Here is a 16,229-nt window from a genome sequence, read left to right as displayed (position 1 = left end):
TTTTGATCTATTTATCTGTACAAACGGCTGCAAATCCCTCGCTTAAGGGGGAGTTAATTGAAAGATATAACAGCCGTAAGCACCTGATATCACTTTATCAAAAGTAAGAGAGAAGCTAATCTCTTACTTTTGATAGAGGAAATCAATAGCAGCAGTAATATATACTTTTGCACAGCGTACGATATCCTCAACACGCACTTTTTCATTATACCCGTGAATACTTGGTAAATAGGCTGGCCCATATTGTAAAACCGGAATATCATACTGTCTGAAGTGTCGAGCATCACTGCTTGCCCATTGCATAACACCATAAGCTTCTAATCCTGTTACAAATGAAATATTATCCACTATCGATTGGCAAACAGGATTTTCAGCAGGGGTATAGTTGGCTACACTTTTGAAACCAAAACGTCTGATCGAATACTCAATGTCTAAGGCATCTAATTTATTCTTCAGGATTTCTGTTACTTCTTCTTGTGTAATACCGAATGGTAAGCGACAATCGACCTGTACCTTACAATAATCTGGGATAACATTGGACTTCGTACCCCCCTCAATTGTACCAATATTTACAGTAATTTTCTCTAGTACTTCTTGATATTTCAGACGGTCTTTCTCCACTTCACGCATGTATTTTTTAGATACTTCTATTAGTGGCTGTACTTCTTCAGGAATGACGATATTCATGTCCCATAATGTGCGAATTTCTTGAATAGCTCGGATTGCATCATTAATTGCATTACGACCTGCTAAAGGTGATAAGCTTCCATGTCCAGGTTCCCCATGCACCTCTAATTCAAACCAGTAGGAACCTTTTTGCCCAATTGTCGGATTTAATGGAGATGAAGGCTCTGCAATTAAACATCCATCACCCTTTACTAAACCACGCTCCAACAACCAAGGAACACCAAATTCGCCACCAGTTTCTTCATCAGGGACAATGGCTAAAGTTAATTTCCCTGGCAATTCAATATTCAATTTCTTGAGTAGTTTTGTGGCGAAAATAATACCTGCTAAACCGGCTTTCATATCGCTTGCACCACGACCAAGCATCCAACCATCCTTCACTTCTCCAGAGAAAGGATCAAAATCCCATTTAGATAAGTCTCCAACCGGCACAACATCTGTATGCCCACAATAAACGAGTTCTTTGCCTTCATCATTTCCAATAGAAGCTACTAAATTAAACATTTTATCCGCAGCCTCATATTTTTGGTAAGCAATGCCTACATCATTTAGATAGTGCTCGATAAAAGCTGTTATTTCAGTCGTATCTCCTGGAGGATTGACACTCGGAATTTGAATGAGTTTCGAACAAAAATCAATTAACTCTTCTTGATGATTTTCCACTTCATCTACTAGTTGCATTTTTAGTGCTTGTAAGTCATTCATGTGCTTGTACCTCAATTCCTTTAGTTTGTAAATGCTTCATGCTACCGTATAAATTCTTCATATGTGTGAACTGCTTTTCATCAAAGAAAGAGCATTTATGTGCACCATATGTTTTCGCCACTTCTAAGACAAATCGAACAACATTCTCTACGTCTGTAACATGTGTTGCACCTGTTGCACAGCCTGCCACGATAGATTCGGTTGTAATTGCTACCCCTACAACAGGACTTGATGTCGCCACAGCGGGTTGTAAAATACTATTGATATGGAATAAGCCATTCCCATATGGGGTAATGTCTTGCATTGTCAGTGGCAGTACAACTGGTGCAATACCTGCTGATTGCGTGTAAATTTGCAGCAAATCATCACTAATTTTTAATATGTAACCTTCTTTAACTGTTGGTGTAATGGCAAATCCTTTATGGTTACATACTTGATTACCTTTTGTTGTATCAATCGAAAGAATAGCATCCATTGTTTCTTCCACTTCATTCTCGTTCATGACGCTAATATCGACTGGAGAATTCATAAATGGCACTGGCTCATGTGGTAAAGTGGGTGCAGTTGGACAAATATGAGTGGAGAAAATTACATCCCCCTCTAACTGGTCACCTTTTAAAGCCATATCAATGGCTTTTGCTGCGCCGGCCATACAGGCTAGTGCACCATCTCCATCCGATACAAAGCCCGTCATTTCGGGGCGTGCCCCGATACCGCCTAAGCGACCGATGATGCCTAATGTAGGCGCATGGCCACCTGAGGATTTACCATTCTTTCCTTTCACTAGAACGCGGACAAAATCGGTTGAGCCATTTTCACCTTTAATTGTTTTAACTACTACATCTGCTGCTGGATTAATATTGTGTAAATACTCTTTGATAACCCCACCATTTACATACATACTATCCATTACCTCGTATAACTCCATAACATGCTTCAATGACATAATTAGTCCGCTCCTTTTTTCTATCAAAAATTCTTATTCCTTAAAATTTATAAGATTTTCATCTATATTGTAGATACTTCTTGCTGAATAGCTTTCCATAAATGACATGATACTTGATGGGTTGCTGTCACCGTATCGAGTGTTGGTTGCTCTTGTGAACATTTGTCTGTGGCAAAACGACAACGTTTATGGAAAGCACAGCCACTCGGAGGATTCACAGGGCTTGGAACATCCCCTGTTAAAATAATTCGGTCCTTTGTATCAAAAGGATTTTCCTTTGGAATAGCCGATAACAAAGCCTGTGTATATGGGTGTTGAGGGCGATCATAAATTTCTTTATATGTGCCCATTTCAACAATTTTGCCTAAATACATCACAGCAATGCGATCACACATATAATTCACAACATTGAGATCATGTGAAATAAAAATATAAGTTAAACCAAAATTTTTCTGTAAATCTTTTAATAGATTGATTACTTGTGCCTGTACAGATACATCTAAGGCGGATACAGGTTCATCACAAACAACTATATCCGGTTGAAGTGCAAGCGCCCGTGCAATATTAATGCGCTGCCTTTGTCCTCCTGAAAACTCATGAGGATAGCGCTTTGCATGATAAGCACTCAACCCTACTGTTTCAAGTAGCTCCATGACACGCTTTTTACGTGATGATTCATCACCTATCCCATGTATCACTAATGGTTCAGCAATTAAATATTCAATCGTTTTACGAGGATCTAGTGATGCATAGGGATTTTGGAAAACCATTTGTATAGATTTTCGAGCAGAGCGAATATCCTTTGTATTTAAGCTTGCTAAATCGGTTCCCTTAAACTCAACTATACCCTCGGTAGGTGCTATTAATTGGTTGATTAAACGAGCAACCGTCGATTTCCCGCAGCCCGATTCACCTACAATCCCAAGTGTTTCTCCTTTAAATAATTCAAAGCTGACTCCATCTACTGCTTTCACAAATTGTGTGGACTTTTTAAATGGAATTGAGCTTTTAATAGGAAAATGCTTTTTTAAATTATTTACCTTTAAGATCAATTCATTGGGCTGTTGCATGAAAAACCCCCACCTTCCTAGCGACAATTTGATCTTTTGATTGCAAATGGCAGGCTACAAAATGATTGTCCTGGACTTCCACTAAATCGGGTATTGTACTACGGCATAGATCTGTTGCTAACGGGCAACGAGCTGCAAAATGACAACCACTATGTGGCATTGTTAAATCGGGTGGACTTCCTGGGATGGCTGGCAGCCTTTGCTGGACTTGTGTCCCCATCGTAATCTGCGACTCTAATAATCCCCAGGTATAGGGGTGTAATGGTTTTTCATAGAGCTGTCTTGTTGTAGTCGACTCCACTGTTCGACCTGCATACATGACATTCACTTTGTCACAAAGCTCCCAAACTACACCTAAATCATGCGTAATCATAATAATGGCTGTATCGTGTTCTTGCTGTAATTTTTTCATCAAATCAAGTATTTGAGCCTGTACAGTTACATCCAATGCTGTAGTGGGCTCATCAGCAATAAGTAGCTTTGGATTACAAGCAAGCGCGATAGCAATCATGACACGTTGACGCATCCCACCTGAAAATTCATGAGGATACATTTTCAAACGCTTTTTTGGCTCAGGAATCCCTACCATTTTCAGCATATCCACAGCTTTTATTGCTGCATCCTTCTTGGATATATGCTCATGCGCTTGGATCACTTCTAAAATTTGATTGCCCACTGTTAAAACGGGATTTAGACTCGTAATAGGGTCTTGAAAAATCATCGACATTTCATTACCTCTGACATTCCGCATTTCCTTTTCTGAAATCCCTATTAAATCGCGCCCATTAAAACGAATTACTCCGTTCGTTATTTTTCCTGGCGGAGATGGAATTAAACGCATGAGAGCAGTGGCTGTAACACTTTTTCCCGATCCAGATTCACCAACAATTCCTAGCGTTTCTTTCTTATTTAATTGTAAATTAACTCCATTAACAGCTTTCATTGTAGAGCCACCACTTTTAAATTCTACTGTCAAGTTTTCTACATCTAGTAAACGTTCAGTCATGACGCCACCCCCTTTCATTAAACTTTCATTTTCGGATCTAATGCATCACGTAATCCATCTCCTAAAAGGTTTATACCAAGGACTGTTAACAAAATACAGATACCTGAAAATGTCGCCATTTGAGGATTTAATACTAAAAAGTCTTTACCATCCTTTAAAATGCTACCCCATGAGGCTGTTGGAGGCTGTACCCCTAACCCTAAAAAACTAAGTGCAGCCTCCGAAATAATAGCGCCTGCTGTACTCATCGTTCCATAGACAATCAATGGAGCTAAACAGTTGGGTAGTATATGACTAAAAATGATACGTGAATGTGTAGCTCCTAAAGAATGCGTCACCTCAATAAACTCTTCTTCTTTAACACTTAAAACCTGACCACGAACTAGCCTAGCAAACCCTGGTATATTGGCTATACCAATAGCGACAATAACATTTACAAGTCCTTGTCCTAATACCGTCATTAGCGTAATAGCTAATAAAATGAATGGAAAGGCGAAAAGACCATCCATCGTGCGCATGATAATGGAATCACTACGCCCTCCAAAATATCCCGCAACAAGACCGAGTAATGTCCCAAACACAGCACCAAATAACACTGCTGCAATTCCGACAATCATAGATATTCGGGTTCCATAAACTAAACGACTAAATAAATCTCGACCATAGTTATCTGTTCCAAGCAAATGTCCTTCGGTATTCATGGGTAAAAATGATTTACCAACAGTCATTTCATTTGGTGGGTGGGTAGCAATTAATGGAGCGAAGATAGCAACAATGGCCATCAAGGATACAATCACTAACCCAATTGTTGCTAATTTATTTTTAAGCAACTTTCGTAACAACGTATTTTTTTTTCTAGTTTCATTGACAACTGCTTGAGTCATTGTTATTTCTTCCCTCCATTCGATTCAAGATTGACCTTTGGATTCACAACCTTATACAACACATCAACGATTAAGTTAATAAGGACAAAGATAAAGGCAATGAAAATAACTGTACCTTGTACAACGACAAAGTCACGTTTATCTATAGCATCTACAATCAGTCGACCCATCCCAGGCCAGCTAAAAATCGTTTCTGTTAAAACGGCACCACCTAGTAAATTAGAAATTTGCATACCTAGTACCGTTAAGATTGGCGTTAAAGCATTTTTAAACGCATGCTTCCCAATAACCAAATATTCTTTTATGCCCTTAGAACGTGCTGTTTTAATATAATCTTGTGAAATGACCTCTAACATACTCGAACGTGTAATACGCGCAAATGTCGCCATTGGAATTGTTGCTAAAGCAAAGGCTGGCAAAATTAAATGCTTTACATAAGGCCAAAAACCTTCACTCATATTCCCCATTCCAGTCGCAGGGAACCAGCCAAGATTGACACTAAAGAATAAGACAAGCATGATTCCCAACCAAAAAATTGGCATGGATACTCCTACTAGTGACACAAGCATGACCACATAATCAATGATCGTATTTTGTTTTCTAGCTGCCAATATACCTGCTGGGATGCCTATTACGACAGCTATTATTAAGGCTGCTAGTGCAAGTACAACTGTATTTGGGAATCTTTCAATAATAAGCCCCAACACAGACTCGCTATAAGAATAGGAATAACCCAAATTTAACTGAGCTAAGTCACCTACATATGAAATAAATTGTGAAGGCATTGACTTATTTAATCCCAGCTCTTCTCTTAAATTCTCTACATCTTCCACACTAGCCTGGGGACCAAGCATGACAGAAGCTGGATCACCTGGAATCATTCGCGTAATAATAAATACGATGATACCAACTACTAACAGTGTTGGAATAAGGTTTACTAACCTTCTTAAAATAAATGAGCCCATCTTATTAAGACCTCCTTTTCATTATTAGAATCAGTGGTTCATATTGTGAATAATTAAATACTACACCTAACGATAATTATTTGTAAATATATTTTTTTCTGAATCTTTTTAATTTTTTATTTACTTCTTGTTTACAAATGTGCTACTTTTATTTCGAACCTACCATTTTTGAATCAACGGTTCATATTGTGAAACAAAATAAAGGAGGCTAGCTCGGATGAAGAAAATAAACGTAAAAAAATCTTTCCTACTTTTCTTTTTAACTTTAATGATTGCTGTTTTAGCTGCTTGTGGTGGGAATACAGAAAAAAATAACTCAACAGATGAAAAAGATGGAGAAGTTACTTCTGGAGGCTCATTAAATGTTGGTCTTTCAGCGAATGCCAAAACGTTTGACCCGATCAAATATACGGGGGTTTATGAATCACAGGTAATGCGTCAAATGGGTGATACTTTAGTTGTTTATAACAAAGATCTGTCGGATATCATTCCCTCTTTAGCAACGGAATGGAAAGTATCAGATGATATGTTAGTTTATACGTTCAAATTACGTGAGGGTGTAAAATTCCAAAAAGGACAATACCAAGATGGTCGTGAGATGACAGCTGAAGATGTGAAATATTCATTAGAACGTTCTGCTAAAGAATCGGCTATGAATCGTCTTAGTGGCGTGACAGAGGTGAAGGTACTATCTGATTATGAAGTAGAGATTCACTTAGCTACTCCTAATGCTGCCCTACTTGCTATGCTAACTGATGCTGGGAATATCATTATTCCAAAAGAAGAGATTGAAGGATGGGGCGATAAATTTTCTGAGCATTTCGTTGGTACTGGTCCATTCCAGTTAACAGAGTGGAAAAAAGACCAAGAAGTAAAACTGGCGCGCCATGAAAATTATTGGGGGGACAAACCACATCTCGATCATTTAACAATGAAATTTATCTCCGACCAAAATATGATGACCAATGCATTACGTTCAGGTGATATTGATATCGCGATGGACGTAAAAGGCCAAAATCGAGAAATTATCAATCAAGATAGTAATCTTGAGCTTTTAACAAATCCGGGCTTATCCATTGTTTACCTAGATCTTAACAATAAGGTTGGTCCAACTGCCGATAAACGTGTACGTGAAGCCATTTATATGGCAACAAATGTTGAGGAAATCATTTCTGGTGTTAATCAATGGGGTGGCGGTGACGTCTCATATTTACCATTACCTCCAGGTTCTTGGGGCTATGATAAATCCTTAGTCGATATGGTACCGAAGTATAATCCTGAAGAAGCTAAAAAATTATTAGCGGATGCCGGCTATGCTGACGGCTTCAAAACGGAGATTTACGTATCAGAGGCACGTGTCCCTTACGCAACGATTTTCCAAAGTCAATTGAAGAAAAATTTAAATATAGATATTGAAATTAAAGTACTTGAATGGGGTACTTACAGTGATACAGTAGCAAAGGGCAATGCTCCAATGAATATTGGTGGTTGGACTTGGTATCCAGATCCATATTTCTTCCTCTATCAATTATTTCACACAAATCAAATAGGAGCGTTAGGTAATGGTAAAGGCTACAGCAATCCAGAGGTTGATAAATTATTGGAGCGTGCTGTATCCGAAACAGTCGTACAAGAAGAACGAGCAAAATTATATCAAGAGGCATTAAAACTTATCCTAGCGGATGTTCCACGTATCGAATTAGAAGCAACTCAAACTGTTGCAGGCGTGAATAAAAATGTGCAGGGCTTTGAAGTTTCTGCTGATAACTCTGTTCAAATTGTTCATCCAAATGGTACAAACGTATCCATTTCAAAATAACTCAACCAGAAAAGTGGAGATTCTCGTCTCCGCTTTTCTCTTCATAAGGAGAGATCTGATCCGATGACTCGATATATAAATGGGCTTGTATTTAACTCTGACACTCGTAGCTTTGCCAAACAGTCATTCCAAGTACAAGGAGAGTATTTCGAACAAGCTACACATACTGATGAGAATGAAATAAATTTGGATGGCTATTATATTACTCCTGGCCTAATCGATAGTTGTTCACAAATTGGTTTAGCTGAAATTGGCATTCGTTGGGAAGGTGATGATAGTTATGAATTTGATTCGCATCTACAATATTCAGTTGTTGATGGCATTTACCCGTTTGATGTAGCCTTTCAAAAGTCTGTCTCACATGGGGTTACAGCATCTCATATTGTTCCTTCTCCAAAAAGCTTAATTGGTGCCAAAACGGCTATCATTCATCATACACATACAACTGTAGATGAAATGGTGATTGCAAAAGATGTCGCTTATTCCTTTTCTATAGGGCACCAGGCAAAAAGTACATTTTTTGCTGAAAAGAAAAAGCCACTGACTCGTATGGGCATTGCTAAAATCTTAAGGGACACACTTCAACAAATTCAACAACAGGATCCTTCCATCCATAAAATTGTTGTGCGGGCACATAAAGCTGTCGATATTGAACTAATTCATCGACTACAACAAGAATTTAATAATGCTTTTGACTTTCATATTATTCATGGCACGGAAATTCCTCTTCTTGAGGAGACCGCTTTCCATACGGTTATAGCTGGACCGACATTCCGTTATATTGAGCATAATGAGATGATGGAGCTGTCGCCAAAGCTGTATCGTCAGCTATTCACTCAAACAATTCCATTTGTTTTTTGTACAGATCATCCTGTTAGTAGCACATCTCATCTGACATTAGAAGGTTGTTTAGCTGTTAGAGAAGGTATGTCACGCTCCGATGTTCTCTATTCATTGACAACGGGTGCTGCTGATTTCCTTGGCATTGCCCATAAAACAGGTGCTATTCGTGATGGCCTTTATGCTGATTTTGTGATATGGGATAAGCACCCATTAAATTTAGACGCACAGGTTATCGCTACTTTTATTAAAGGGGAAAAAGTTTATGCAATGGAAGAAGGTATGTCAAAATGAACATTTATCATCATGCAACGTTTCTCACAGTCAATGAACAAAATGATACTTTTGACCAGCTATGGGTTGAAAATGGTCGCATTGTTTATGTAGGGCCAGCCAAAGAAATTCCCCCTCATGCGCACATAATCGATCTACAGGGAGCTTATGTCACACCAGGATTAATTGATATCCATGCACATGTCGGAACATGGGCTGAAGTAACCGAAGATATTAATGATGCTAATGAATATAGTGAACCATTCACGCCGCTTATGCATGCTTTGGACAGTGTTGATATTCGCCATTTCTCCTTTCAGCATGCACTTGAAGGTGGCGTGACAACAGTACAAACTGGTCCGGGTAGTGCCAATGTTATTGGTGGTATTTGGAGTATCCTAAAAACAGCAGGTCCTACCCTTGCTTCTCGTGTCCTAGTAGAACGAAGTGGATTAAAAGGAGCCTTAGGGGAAAATCCAAAGAACGTCTTTGGTAATCAATATAAACGAAAGCCAATGACCCGTATGGCGATTGCTCAGCTGCTACGTGACGGCTTCCAACGGGCTAGCCTGCTGAATGAACAGGAGCAATCTGAAGAAGTATCCCAAAATACCGAATTACGACCATTTATTGAGGTACTCCGTGGTGAAATGCCCCTTCGTCTTCACTGCCATAGAGCAGATGATATTATGACCGCTATACGAATTGCCAAAGAATTTAATGTGAAGCTCCATTTAGAGCATTGTACAGAAGGGTATCTCATTGTTGATGCAGTAAAAAATAGTGGATTCCAGGCTACGCTTGGTCCTTATATGTTAACCCCATCTAAATATGAAACACGGCATTCTACACCAGCGATTGCTGCCATATTTAAAGAGCATAACATTCCTTTTGCTATCATGACGGATCATCCCTTTGTACCGATTCAGTACTTAAAGTATTGTGCCTCTGAAGCAATTCGTTATGGGTTAGATGAACAAACAGCCTTAAAAAGCATTACGATACATGCAGCAAAGCTTGTACAGCTTGATCATCGAATTGGTAGTCTTGAGAAAGGTAAAGATGCTGATTTTGTTGTTTGGTCTCACCCTATTTTTGAAACCGAAGCGAAAGTACTACAAACTTATGTAAACGGAGAAAAATATTATGAAGCGGAGGAAGCCCAATGGAAAACTCAAAAATTGCCATTGTAACTATTGGTCAAGCCCCTCGCAAAGATATGGCGGAGGATATTCAGCAATTAAGACAAGGAGGCCTTCATGTTCATGAATTTGGTGTCCTTGATTCTCTTTCACCATCTGAAATTGCTGCGCTATCTCCCTCACAGGAAGACAATGATGTTTTAGTGACTCTCCTGACAAATGGTCAGCAGGTAAGGTTAAGTAAAGCAAAGCTCATGCCCCATATTCAGCAATGCCTTCATGATCTCCATGACTTTACTTGGATTTTACTGATGTGTACAGGCGATTTTGCCAATAAACTATCCTTTAAAAATCTTTTACTCCCCGATCGTATGATGACTAACTTAGTGAAGGGCCTTCATACGGAATTAGCCATTGGTTTAATAGGTCCTGAGCCTGAGCAACAAATAACTGTTGAAGAAAAATGGCAAAATGCTCATTTTGACGTGATCTTTTCTGCAAGTTCACCTTACCGCTTTAATGCTCTTGATTTATTAGCAAAGGCACAGCAATTAGAATACGCTGGAGCTGATCTGCTCATTCTTGATTGTATGGGCTATTCGACACCTATGAAAAATATAATTAAACATCAACTGAATATACCTGTAATTGTCCCACGTGAAGCTGTTTTTACTATATTAAAGGCAATATGTTAATACCCTCTACTAAGGTGATTGATTTTCACTGAGAGTGGCGACACTCAAAGTGAAAATCAACCCCATTAGACACGCTTATTAAAATAAGGTAACTGCTCCACAAAAGCCTTCGTTTCCTCATCTCCATACTCATGAACTAATGCATAAATTTTCATCAATCTTAAATCAATTTCATCATTTTCTCTATCTAAGTGATATTGGATATACGGTAACTGTGCACGCCATGCATTGGAGATTTCTAACAACTGCATTTGCTGAAAAATTCTCTCAAAAACATCTAATGCTTGTCGATCCACATTAAGTTCAAAATTCCAAGGTCCTGCATATGGATTAGTATAATAGGTTCTATTGGCAAGTGAAAAATATACACGCTGACGATCCATCTTTACGATTCACTCCTTTTCCCATAGTATGGAGAGAAAGGTGTTGTTTTATTCCCTGGAATGTCAAACTTCCTTCACAATTAAAATGTCATTTTAACTTATAATAAATATGATGAACAAAGAACGGAGTGAGTATGATGAGTTTAACTACGCTCTTAATCGTCGCAATCATCATCGTTATTATTATCACTATTGCGACAGTTATCAGTGTCAACCGTGCCTATGCTTTTAAACATACCGTTGATGAAAAACCTAAACAAAGCTATCATCAAGAGGAGAACTAGCAAGTCATTCATTATTTATACATTTTATTAATTGAATTTGGAGTGAAAGCAATGGGTGTGCCATTACCAATTATTATTATGATTGCTATGATGATGTTAATGTTCGGTCTTTCTGTCATTTTCATTATCAAGAAAAAAAACAATATTTTTACGCAAACAATTGACGCAAAGCCAGAACAATTTACATCGCAACAAGAGGAAGAACAACGATGAAATATCCCTTTATTTGGCTCATTAAGTTTTACAGAAAATACATCTCACCTATGACGCCACCTACTTGTCGTTTCCATCCCACATGTTCTTCTTATGGCCTCGAAGCTTTTCAAAAACATGGGGCGCTAAAAGGATTTATTCTAACTATTACGCGTATATCCAAATGCCATCCATTTCATTCTGGTGGCTTTGATCCAGTGCCAGAAAAATGGCCTTCGAAAAAGAATTAATTTTCGGAGGTCATTTTTTCTTGTACTTTTTGAAGTTGTGCGTTATTATAATAACTGTTCTAAAAAATAAATCGTAATGGTTACTATTTAAAGAAGGGATTATATTATATGAAAAAAGTTTATGTATTATTGCTAGTCACAGTTCTTGCCCTGTTTACCGCTGCTTGCGGAGACCAATCATCTACTTCCCAAAAATCTTCTAATGAGAAAGATAAATTAACAATTTATACTACTGTATATCCTTTAAGCTATTTTGCACAGCGTATTGGTGGTGACTTTGTGGATGTTTCTTCTATTTATCCTGCTGGTGCTAATGAACATACATTTGAACCAACACAAAAGGATATGATGAAATTAGCAGATGCTACTATCTTTTTCTATATTGGCTTAGGACTTGAGGGCTTTGTTGAAAATGCTAAAAAGACCTTAGCCAATGAAGATGTCACAATGGTGGCAACTGCTGATGAGGTGTCTGATGAAAAATTAGCTATCAGCACAGGTCATGTTCATGCTGAAGATGATGACCATGAGCATGCTACAACAGAGGAAGATCACGCTCATGAAGAAGATGAACACGGTCATGACGACCATGAGCATGGAGATATCGACCCTCATGTTTGGCTGTCTCCAACAATTAGTCAAGATTTAGCACTTGCTATTAAAAACACGTTAGTGGAAAAAATGCCTGCTGAAGAATCTACTTTTAATCAAAATTACGAGACATTGGTAAAAGAATTACAAGATTTAGATGGTGAGTTTAAAGCAATGGCTGATCAAGCACAAAATAAAACATTTTTTGTATCTCATGCAGCATTCGGCTATATTGCAGGTCAATATGGTCTAACACAAGTACCTATTGCTGGCTTGAATTCTCAAAATGAACCATCACAAAAAGAACTAACAACGATTGTTGATAAAGCTAATGAACTGCATATTCACTATATTTTATTTGAACAAAATGTCTCTTCTAAATTAGCAGAGGTCATTCAAAAAGAAGTTGGTGCAGAATCCCTTGTATTGCATAATTTAAGTGTATTAACGGCAGACGATGAAAAAAATAAAGAAACTTACTTTACATTGATGAAGAAAAACATTCAAACATTAGATAAAGCTCTAAGCATTCAATAATTGATTGAAAGAAGGAGGTGCCCCAAAAATGGATGGGACACCTCCTTTATTATGACGTATTTTTCTTGCGGCATTCGTTTTTCTGTTCGCTCAATCGATATGAACCGCTTCGTTGTTTGGGAAACTTGAATATCCTTTGAAGGAGGCACTAGGAAAGCCACCATACTTTCTACTAAAATCGTTGCGCATCCATTAAAGCCAAACGGAACTATAGTGTTTGACTCATTCTGGTTTTGTGAAACAAGTTTTGTAGGCTTTTCTATGAATGGTTGGTTGGCAAGCCTATTTCCGTCCAGTATAGATATACCCCTATCTGGATTGAAACCTTCATGCAAAGGCGTTGTTATACTTTGTCTTTTTGTTACTTCCTGCATATCAGAATATTTCTCACTTGTTGCAGCTGGAAAGCTTGCATAATTCCAGGTATGGTCCTGTGATAATTGGCGATCCGACACCAAGAAGTATTGATAACGTACTTCCCCCTTCCGGTCAGGTAATGGATCATCCCATGTCACATCGATATGATACCAATTATGATCAAGTTTCACTAATACCCACGCATGGAGCTGTTCGCCCACTTTTCCAGGTACATACTGCACCTCAAAGCCCAGCATTTCTAACATTCGATAAAGCACTAATGCATATGCCTGGCAGACTCCCTTATTTTCTGTCAGTAGTGTGTAAGGGGAATATTGACTTCCTTCTGTTTCCTTGGAATATTCCGCAGTTAGAACAATAAAATCATGTGCAGCCTGTAATTTTTGTATGTCGCTTAATCCTTGCATAGGTGCAATAATATCTGTCAATGTTTGCTCGACAATTGCTTCTTCTGTTTGTGAAAGATGATAGGTAAATGTAAAAGCAATAGCAATATTATTACTATAACCATCATACTTCCATTTAAAGCTAGAAATATTAGTATAAATATAAGAGTTTTGAATCGCACCTTTCGTAATGTCTGTTAGTTCATCTTTAATATCAGATATGTCACCAGTATAGTGAATAGAGAATTCCGTTGATAGCTGCATAACTTCTTTATTAATGAGAGATTGTAGTGTTTTAATTGAATGAGCAGTTGCTACATCATCTTTTTCATAGTTTGCAAAAACTTGCACATGACTCATTTGTAGAACAAATAATATAATGACAGCATTATATATATATTTCCTCATATGAGTCATTCTCCTTTACTAAATAGTTTATGCCTCTCCTTTTTTATTATGTTAATGAATGATTAATTTCATGCTAAAAGTTCAAATATTTACAAAATAAAAAGAAGCCTAGCTTACAAAAGGCTTCTTTTTTACAAGTATTTTATTGTAGTAATTTTCGTCTAAGCAGCTTATCTGCTCCATTTCGTGGGAGACTGTTTGTAATAATAATTTCCTTTGGCAACTTATATTTAGCCAGCTTCTGTTGACAGAAAGCTTGTAATTGTTCGACTGATACTTGTTCATTCAACACAACAAAGGCAAGCGGTACTTGTCCCCATTGCTTATCATCGACACCACATACCCCTGCTTCCTTTACAGCTGGATGCATGAGCAGCACATTCTCTATTTCAGCAGGATATATATTTTCTCCACCAGAAATTATCAAATCTGCTCTGCGATCTATGACAAATAAATACCCATCTTCATCTAGATAACCAATATCTCCTGTATGCAACCAGCCATCGCGCGTGGCGCTTTTTTGTGCAAAACGGCCGATATAGCCAGGTGTAACATGTGGCCCTTTAATGCAAATTTCTCCTTCGCCTTGCACGTTTGGTTCTACAATTTTGATTTGATTAAAAAATAAAGGCTTTCCAGCGGAGCCAATTTTCCGTATCGCATCCTCACTTGCTAATGTAGCTGTTTGTGAGGAGGTTTCTGTCATTCCATACGTTTGAGCTACAGCTAAGTTTAACGCATGTGCTCTCGCTAAGTAATCAGCTGGCACTGGCCCTCCACCAGCAAGCATTAATTTAAAACGGGAGGAAGCTTTACCTTTGTGTTGCTCCAACGTATGTAAAATTCTTTCCAACGTCACAGCTACAACTGACATATGCGTTACTTCACCATTCATAATATGATGCGTAATAGCTTCTACATCAAAATGATCATATAAATAGACTTGATTGCCATATAGCAGTGAACGCACTAATATCGAAAATCCACTAATATGGAATAACGGAACAGCACATAGCCAAACATCATCAGCGTGTAGGCCAATATTTAAAACCGAGGCCGTTGCACTTGCCTGATGGTTACCTACCGTTTGACGTACCCCCTTTGGAAAGCCTGTTGTCCCAGAGGTATACATTATCGTCGTTGTTTGGTCCAAAGGCCATTCCTTTCCTATATCGAATGCACCTTCTTCCCCCTCTTCAATCATTGAAAATAAATAATGAGCGGTATTTGCAGGCAACTTATTTACATCCTCATCCGCAATCAATACGGCAACTGCCTCAGAATCCGCCAACTGGTAACCAAGTTCATCTTGTGACAACCTACGATTTAGCATAACCATCTCACATTGCAGATGCATGCAAGCATACATGGTGATTACAAGCTCTGGTTTACTTGGCCCCATGATGGCAATCCGATCTCCCTGCTGTATACCCAGTCCCACTAATTGGCGGGCACGTTTAATAGATAAATCATTCAACTCTAAAAAAGTCCAACTTTGTTCTTTATAAGTTAATGCCTTACGTAACGGTGTTAAATAGGCACGCTGTATAATCCAATTCGGATACATATTTGTCACTCCAATCATCCTACATCTTAACGCTTTATCCTAGCCCTTGTCTATTCATGATACATTTGCTTTTAAACGTTATAATTTTGCTTTTATCGATTACTTTTTTGTTTTATCCGTCACTTCACTTGTATCCATCACTTTCCCCGCTCTAGCCACCACTACCAATTTTCCAGGCACAAAAAAGCTCGTATCTCTAAAAGATACGAGCTTTACAAGC

The 16,229-nt window shown here is 38.2% G+C and carries 17 protein-coding genes; 8 read left to right on the top strand and 9 right to left on the bottom strand.

Annotated features, from left to right (window positions below; genetic code table 11):
* Positions 1-123: 123 nt before the first annotated feature.
* The 6 genes from B3D94_RS07670 to B3D94_RS07645 all read right to left on the bottom strand — a co-directional run bounded on the left by B3D94_RS07670 (position 124) and on the right by B3D94_RS07645 (position 6,263).
* Positions 124-1,392, bottom strand: a complete 1,269-nt coding sequence (locus B3D94_RS07670) for a M20 family metallopeptidase (RefSeq protein WP_036119752.1) — start codon at positions 1,390-1,392, stop codon at positions 124-126.
* Positions 1,385-2,338 (bottom strand): DUF1177 domain-containing protein, encoded by a 954-nt coding sequence (locus tag B3D94_RS07665; protein WP_069482404.1) that lies wholly within the window; start codon positions 2,336-2,338, stop codon positions 1,385-1,387. The genes B3D94_RS07670 and B3D94_RS07665 overlap by 8 nt, the downstream gene beginning before the upstream one ends.
* A gap of 62 nt (positions 2,339-2,400) precedes the next feature.
* Positions 2,401-3,408, bottom strand: coding sequence for an ABC transporter ATP-binding protein (locus tag B3D94_RS07660; protein WP_291756250.1), 1,008 nt, complete (start codon positions 3,406-3,408; stop codon positions 2,401-2,403).
* On the bottom strand, positions 3,392-4,414 hold the full coding sequence (locus B3D94_RS07655; protein ID WP_291756248.1) for an ABC transporter ATP-binding protein: 1,023 nt from the start codon (positions 4,412-4,414) through the stop codon (positions 3,392-3,394). Before B3D94_RS07655 ends, B3D94_RS07660 begins: the two co-directional genes overlap by 17 nt.
* Before the next feature lie 17 nt (positions 4,415-4,431).
* A complete protein-coding gene (locus B3D94_RS07650) occupies positions 4,432-5,298 on the bottom strand; it encodes an ABC transporter permease (RefSeq protein WP_069482407.1) in 867 nt (288 codons plus the stop codon).
* A gap of 2 nt (positions 5,299-5,300) precedes the next feature.
* A complete protein-coding gene (locus B3D94_RS07645; RefSeq protein WP_069482408.1) occupies positions 5,301-6,263 on the bottom strand; it encodes an ABC transporter permease in 963 nt (320 codons plus the stop codon).
* Positions 6,264-6,480: 217 nt separating this feature from the next.
* Here B3D94_RS07645 and B3D94_RS07640 point away from each other — a divergent pair, with 217 nt between their 5' ends.
* From B3D94_RS07640 to B3D94_RS07625, 4 genes are all read left to right on the top strand, one after another.
* Positions 6,481-8,082 (top strand): ABC transporter substrate-binding protein, encoded by a 1,602-nt coding sequence (locus tag B3D94_RS07640; RefSeq protein ID WP_291756245.1) that lies wholly within the window; start codon positions 6,481-6,483, stop codon positions 8,080-8,082.
* Positions 8,083-8,145: 63 nt separating this feature from the next.
* Entirely contained in the window at positions 8,146-9,216 is a 1,071-nt protein-coding gene (locus B3D94_RS07635) for an amidohydrolase family protein (RefSeq protein ID WP_069482410.1), read from the top strand.
* Positions 9,213-10,388 carry an amidohydrolase gene (locus B3D94_RS07630; RefSeq protein ID WP_069482411.1) on the top strand — a complete coding sequence of 392 codons (1,176 nt, stop codon included), beginning with the start codon at positions 9,213-9,215 and terminating at the stop codon, positions 10,386-10,388. Before B3D94_RS07635 ends, B3D94_RS07630 begins: the two co-directional genes overlap by 4 nt.
* Positions 10,361-11,032, top strand: coding sequence for an AroM family protein (locus tag B3D94_RS07625; protein WP_069482412.1), 672 nt, complete (start codon positions 10,361-10,363; stop codon positions 11,030-11,032). The genes B3D94_RS07630 and B3D94_RS07625 overlap by 28 nt, the downstream gene beginning before the upstream one ends.
* A 65-nt stretch (positions 11,033-11,097) precedes the next feature.
* Here the strand turns inward: B3D94_RS07625 and B3D94_RS07620 are convergent, their stop codons facing one another.
* The gene (locus B3D94_RS07620; RefSeq protein WP_025117462.1) at positions 11,098-11,415 is read right to left on the bottom strand and encodes a hypothetical protein; all 318 of its coding nucleotides are present in this window, start codon (positions 11,413-11,415) and stop codon (positions 11,098-11,100) included.
* Between the two features lie 134 nt (positions 11,416-11,549).
* Here B3D94_RS07620 and ytzI point away from each other — a divergent pair, with 134 nt between their 5' ends.
* The 4 genes from ytzI (at position 11,550) to B3D94_RS07600 (ending at position 13,270) form a co-directional block, all read left to right on the top strand.
* The gene (gene ytzI, locus B3D94_RS07615) at positions 11,550-11,699 is read left to right on the top strand and encodes a YtzI protein (protein ID WP_225316113.1); all 150 of its coding nucleotides are present in this window, start codon (positions 11,550-11,552) and stop codon (positions 11,697-11,699) included.
* Positions 11,700-11,750: 51 nt separating this feature from the next.
* The gene (locus B3D94_RS07610) at positions 11,751-11,912 is read left to right on the top strand and encodes a hypothetical protein (RefSeq protein WP_175423068.1); all 162 of its coding nucleotides are present in this window, start codon (positions 11,751-11,753) and stop codon (positions 11,910-11,912) included.
* A complete protein-coding gene (gene yidD, locus B3D94_RS07605) occupies positions 11,909-12,142 on the top strand; it encodes a membrane protein insertion efficiency factor YidD (RefSeq protein WP_069482413.1) in 234 nt (77 codons plus the stop codon). The genes B3D94_RS07610 and yidD overlap by 4 nt, the downstream gene beginning before the upstream one ends.
* A gap of 108 nt (positions 12,143-12,250) precedes the next feature.
* On the top strand, positions 12,251-13,270 hold the full coding sequence (locus tag B3D94_RS07600) for a metal ABC transporter solute-binding protein, Zn/Mn family (RefSeq protein ID WP_069482414.1): 1,020 nt from the start codon (positions 12,251-12,253) through the stop codon (positions 13,268-13,270).
* On the opposite strand, the gene B3D94_RS07595 is transcribed toward B3D94_RS07600, so the two are convergent.
* Positions 13,264-14,442 (bottom strand): transglutaminase domain-containing protein, encoded by a 1,179-nt coding sequence (locus tag B3D94_RS07595; protein WP_291756226.1) that lies wholly within the window; start codon positions 14,440-14,442, stop codon positions 13,264-13,266. The two genes, B3D94_RS07600 and B3D94_RS07595, sit on opposite strands and share 7 nt — an antisense overlap.
* A gap of 142 nt (positions 14,443-14,584) precedes the next feature.
* A complete protein-coding gene (locus B3D94_RS07590; protein WP_069482416.1) occupies positions 14,585-16,009 on the bottom strand; it encodes an o-succinylbenzoate--CoA ligase in 1,425 nt (474 codons plus the stop codon).
* Positions 16,010-16,229: the final 220 nt, after the last annotated feature.

This window comes from Lysinibacillus sp. UBA5990 (genome assembly GCF_002429815.1).
GTDB lineage: Bacteria > Bacillota > Bacilli > Bacillales_A > Planococcaceae > Lysinibacillus > Lysinibacillus fusiformis.
The sequence above is the reverse complement of the archived record's forward strand: the minus strand, read 5'-3'. Positions and strand labels throughout refer to the sequence as shown.

Coding starts and splice junctions, on each gene's coding strand:
- B3D94_RS07610 (WP_175423068.1), top strand. CDS start 11,751: ATGGGTGTGCCATTACCAATTATTATTATGATTGCTATGATGATGTTA.
- B3D94_RS07670 (WP_036119752.1), bottom strand. CDS start 1,392: ATGAATGACTTACAAGCACTAAAAATGCAACTAGTAGATGAAGTGGAA.
- ytzI (WP_225316113.1), top strand. CDS start 11,550: ATGATGAGTTTAACTACGCTCTTAATCGTCGCAATCATCATCGTTATT.
- yidD (WP_069482413.1), top strand. CDS start 11,909: ATGAAATATCCCTTTATTTGGCTCATTAAGTTTTACAGAAAATACATC.
- B3D94_RS07600 (WP_069482414.1), top strand. CDS start 12,251: ATGAAAAAAGTTTATGTATTATTGCTAGTCACAGTTCTTGCCCTGTTT.
- B3D94_RS07595 (WP_291756226.1), bottom strand. CDS start 14,442: ATGAGGAAATATATATATAATGCTGTCATTATATTATTTGTTCTACAA.
- B3D94_RS07630 (WP_069482411.1), top strand. CDS start 9,213: ATGAACATTTATCATCATGCAACGTTTCTCACAGTCAATGAACAAAAT.
- B3D94_RS07645 (WP_069482408.1), bottom strand. CDS start 6,263: ATGGGCTCATTTATTTTAAGAAGGTTAGTAAACCTTATTCCAACACTG.
- B3D94_RS07640 (WP_291756245.1), top strand. CDS start 6,481: ATGAAGAAAATAAACGTAAAAAAATCTTTCCTACTTTTCTTTTTAACT.
- B3D94_RS07620 (WP_025117462.1), bottom strand. CDS start 11,415: ATGGATCGTCAGCGTGTATATTTTTCACTTGCCAATAGAACCTATTAT.
- B3D94_RS07625 (WP_069482412.1), top strand. CDS start 10,361: ATGGAAAACTCAAAAATTGCCATTGTAACTATTGGTCAAGCCCCTCGC.
- B3D94_RS07655 (WP_291756248.1), bottom strand. CDS start 4,414: ATGACTGAACGTTTACTAGATGTAGAAAACTTGACAGTAGAATTTAAA.
- B3D94_RS07635 (WP_069482410.1), top strand. CDS start 8,146: ATGACTCGATATATAAATGGGCTTGTATTTAACTCTGACACTCGTAGC.
- B3D94_RS07650 (WP_069482407.1), bottom strand. CDS start 5,298: ATGACTCAAGCAGTTGTCAATGAAACTAGAAAAAAAAATACGTTGTTA.
- B3D94_RS07590 (WP_069482416.1), bottom strand. CDS start 16,009: ATGTATCCGAATTGGATTATACAGCGTGCCTATTTAACACCGTTACGT.
- B3D94_RS07665 (WP_069482404.1), bottom strand. CDS start 2,338: ATGTCATTGAAGCATGTTATGGAGTTATACGAGGTAATGGATAGTATG.
- B3D94_RS07660 (WP_291756250.1), bottom strand. CDS start 3,408: ATGCAACAGCCCAATGAATTGATCTTAAAGGTAAATAATTTAAAAAAG.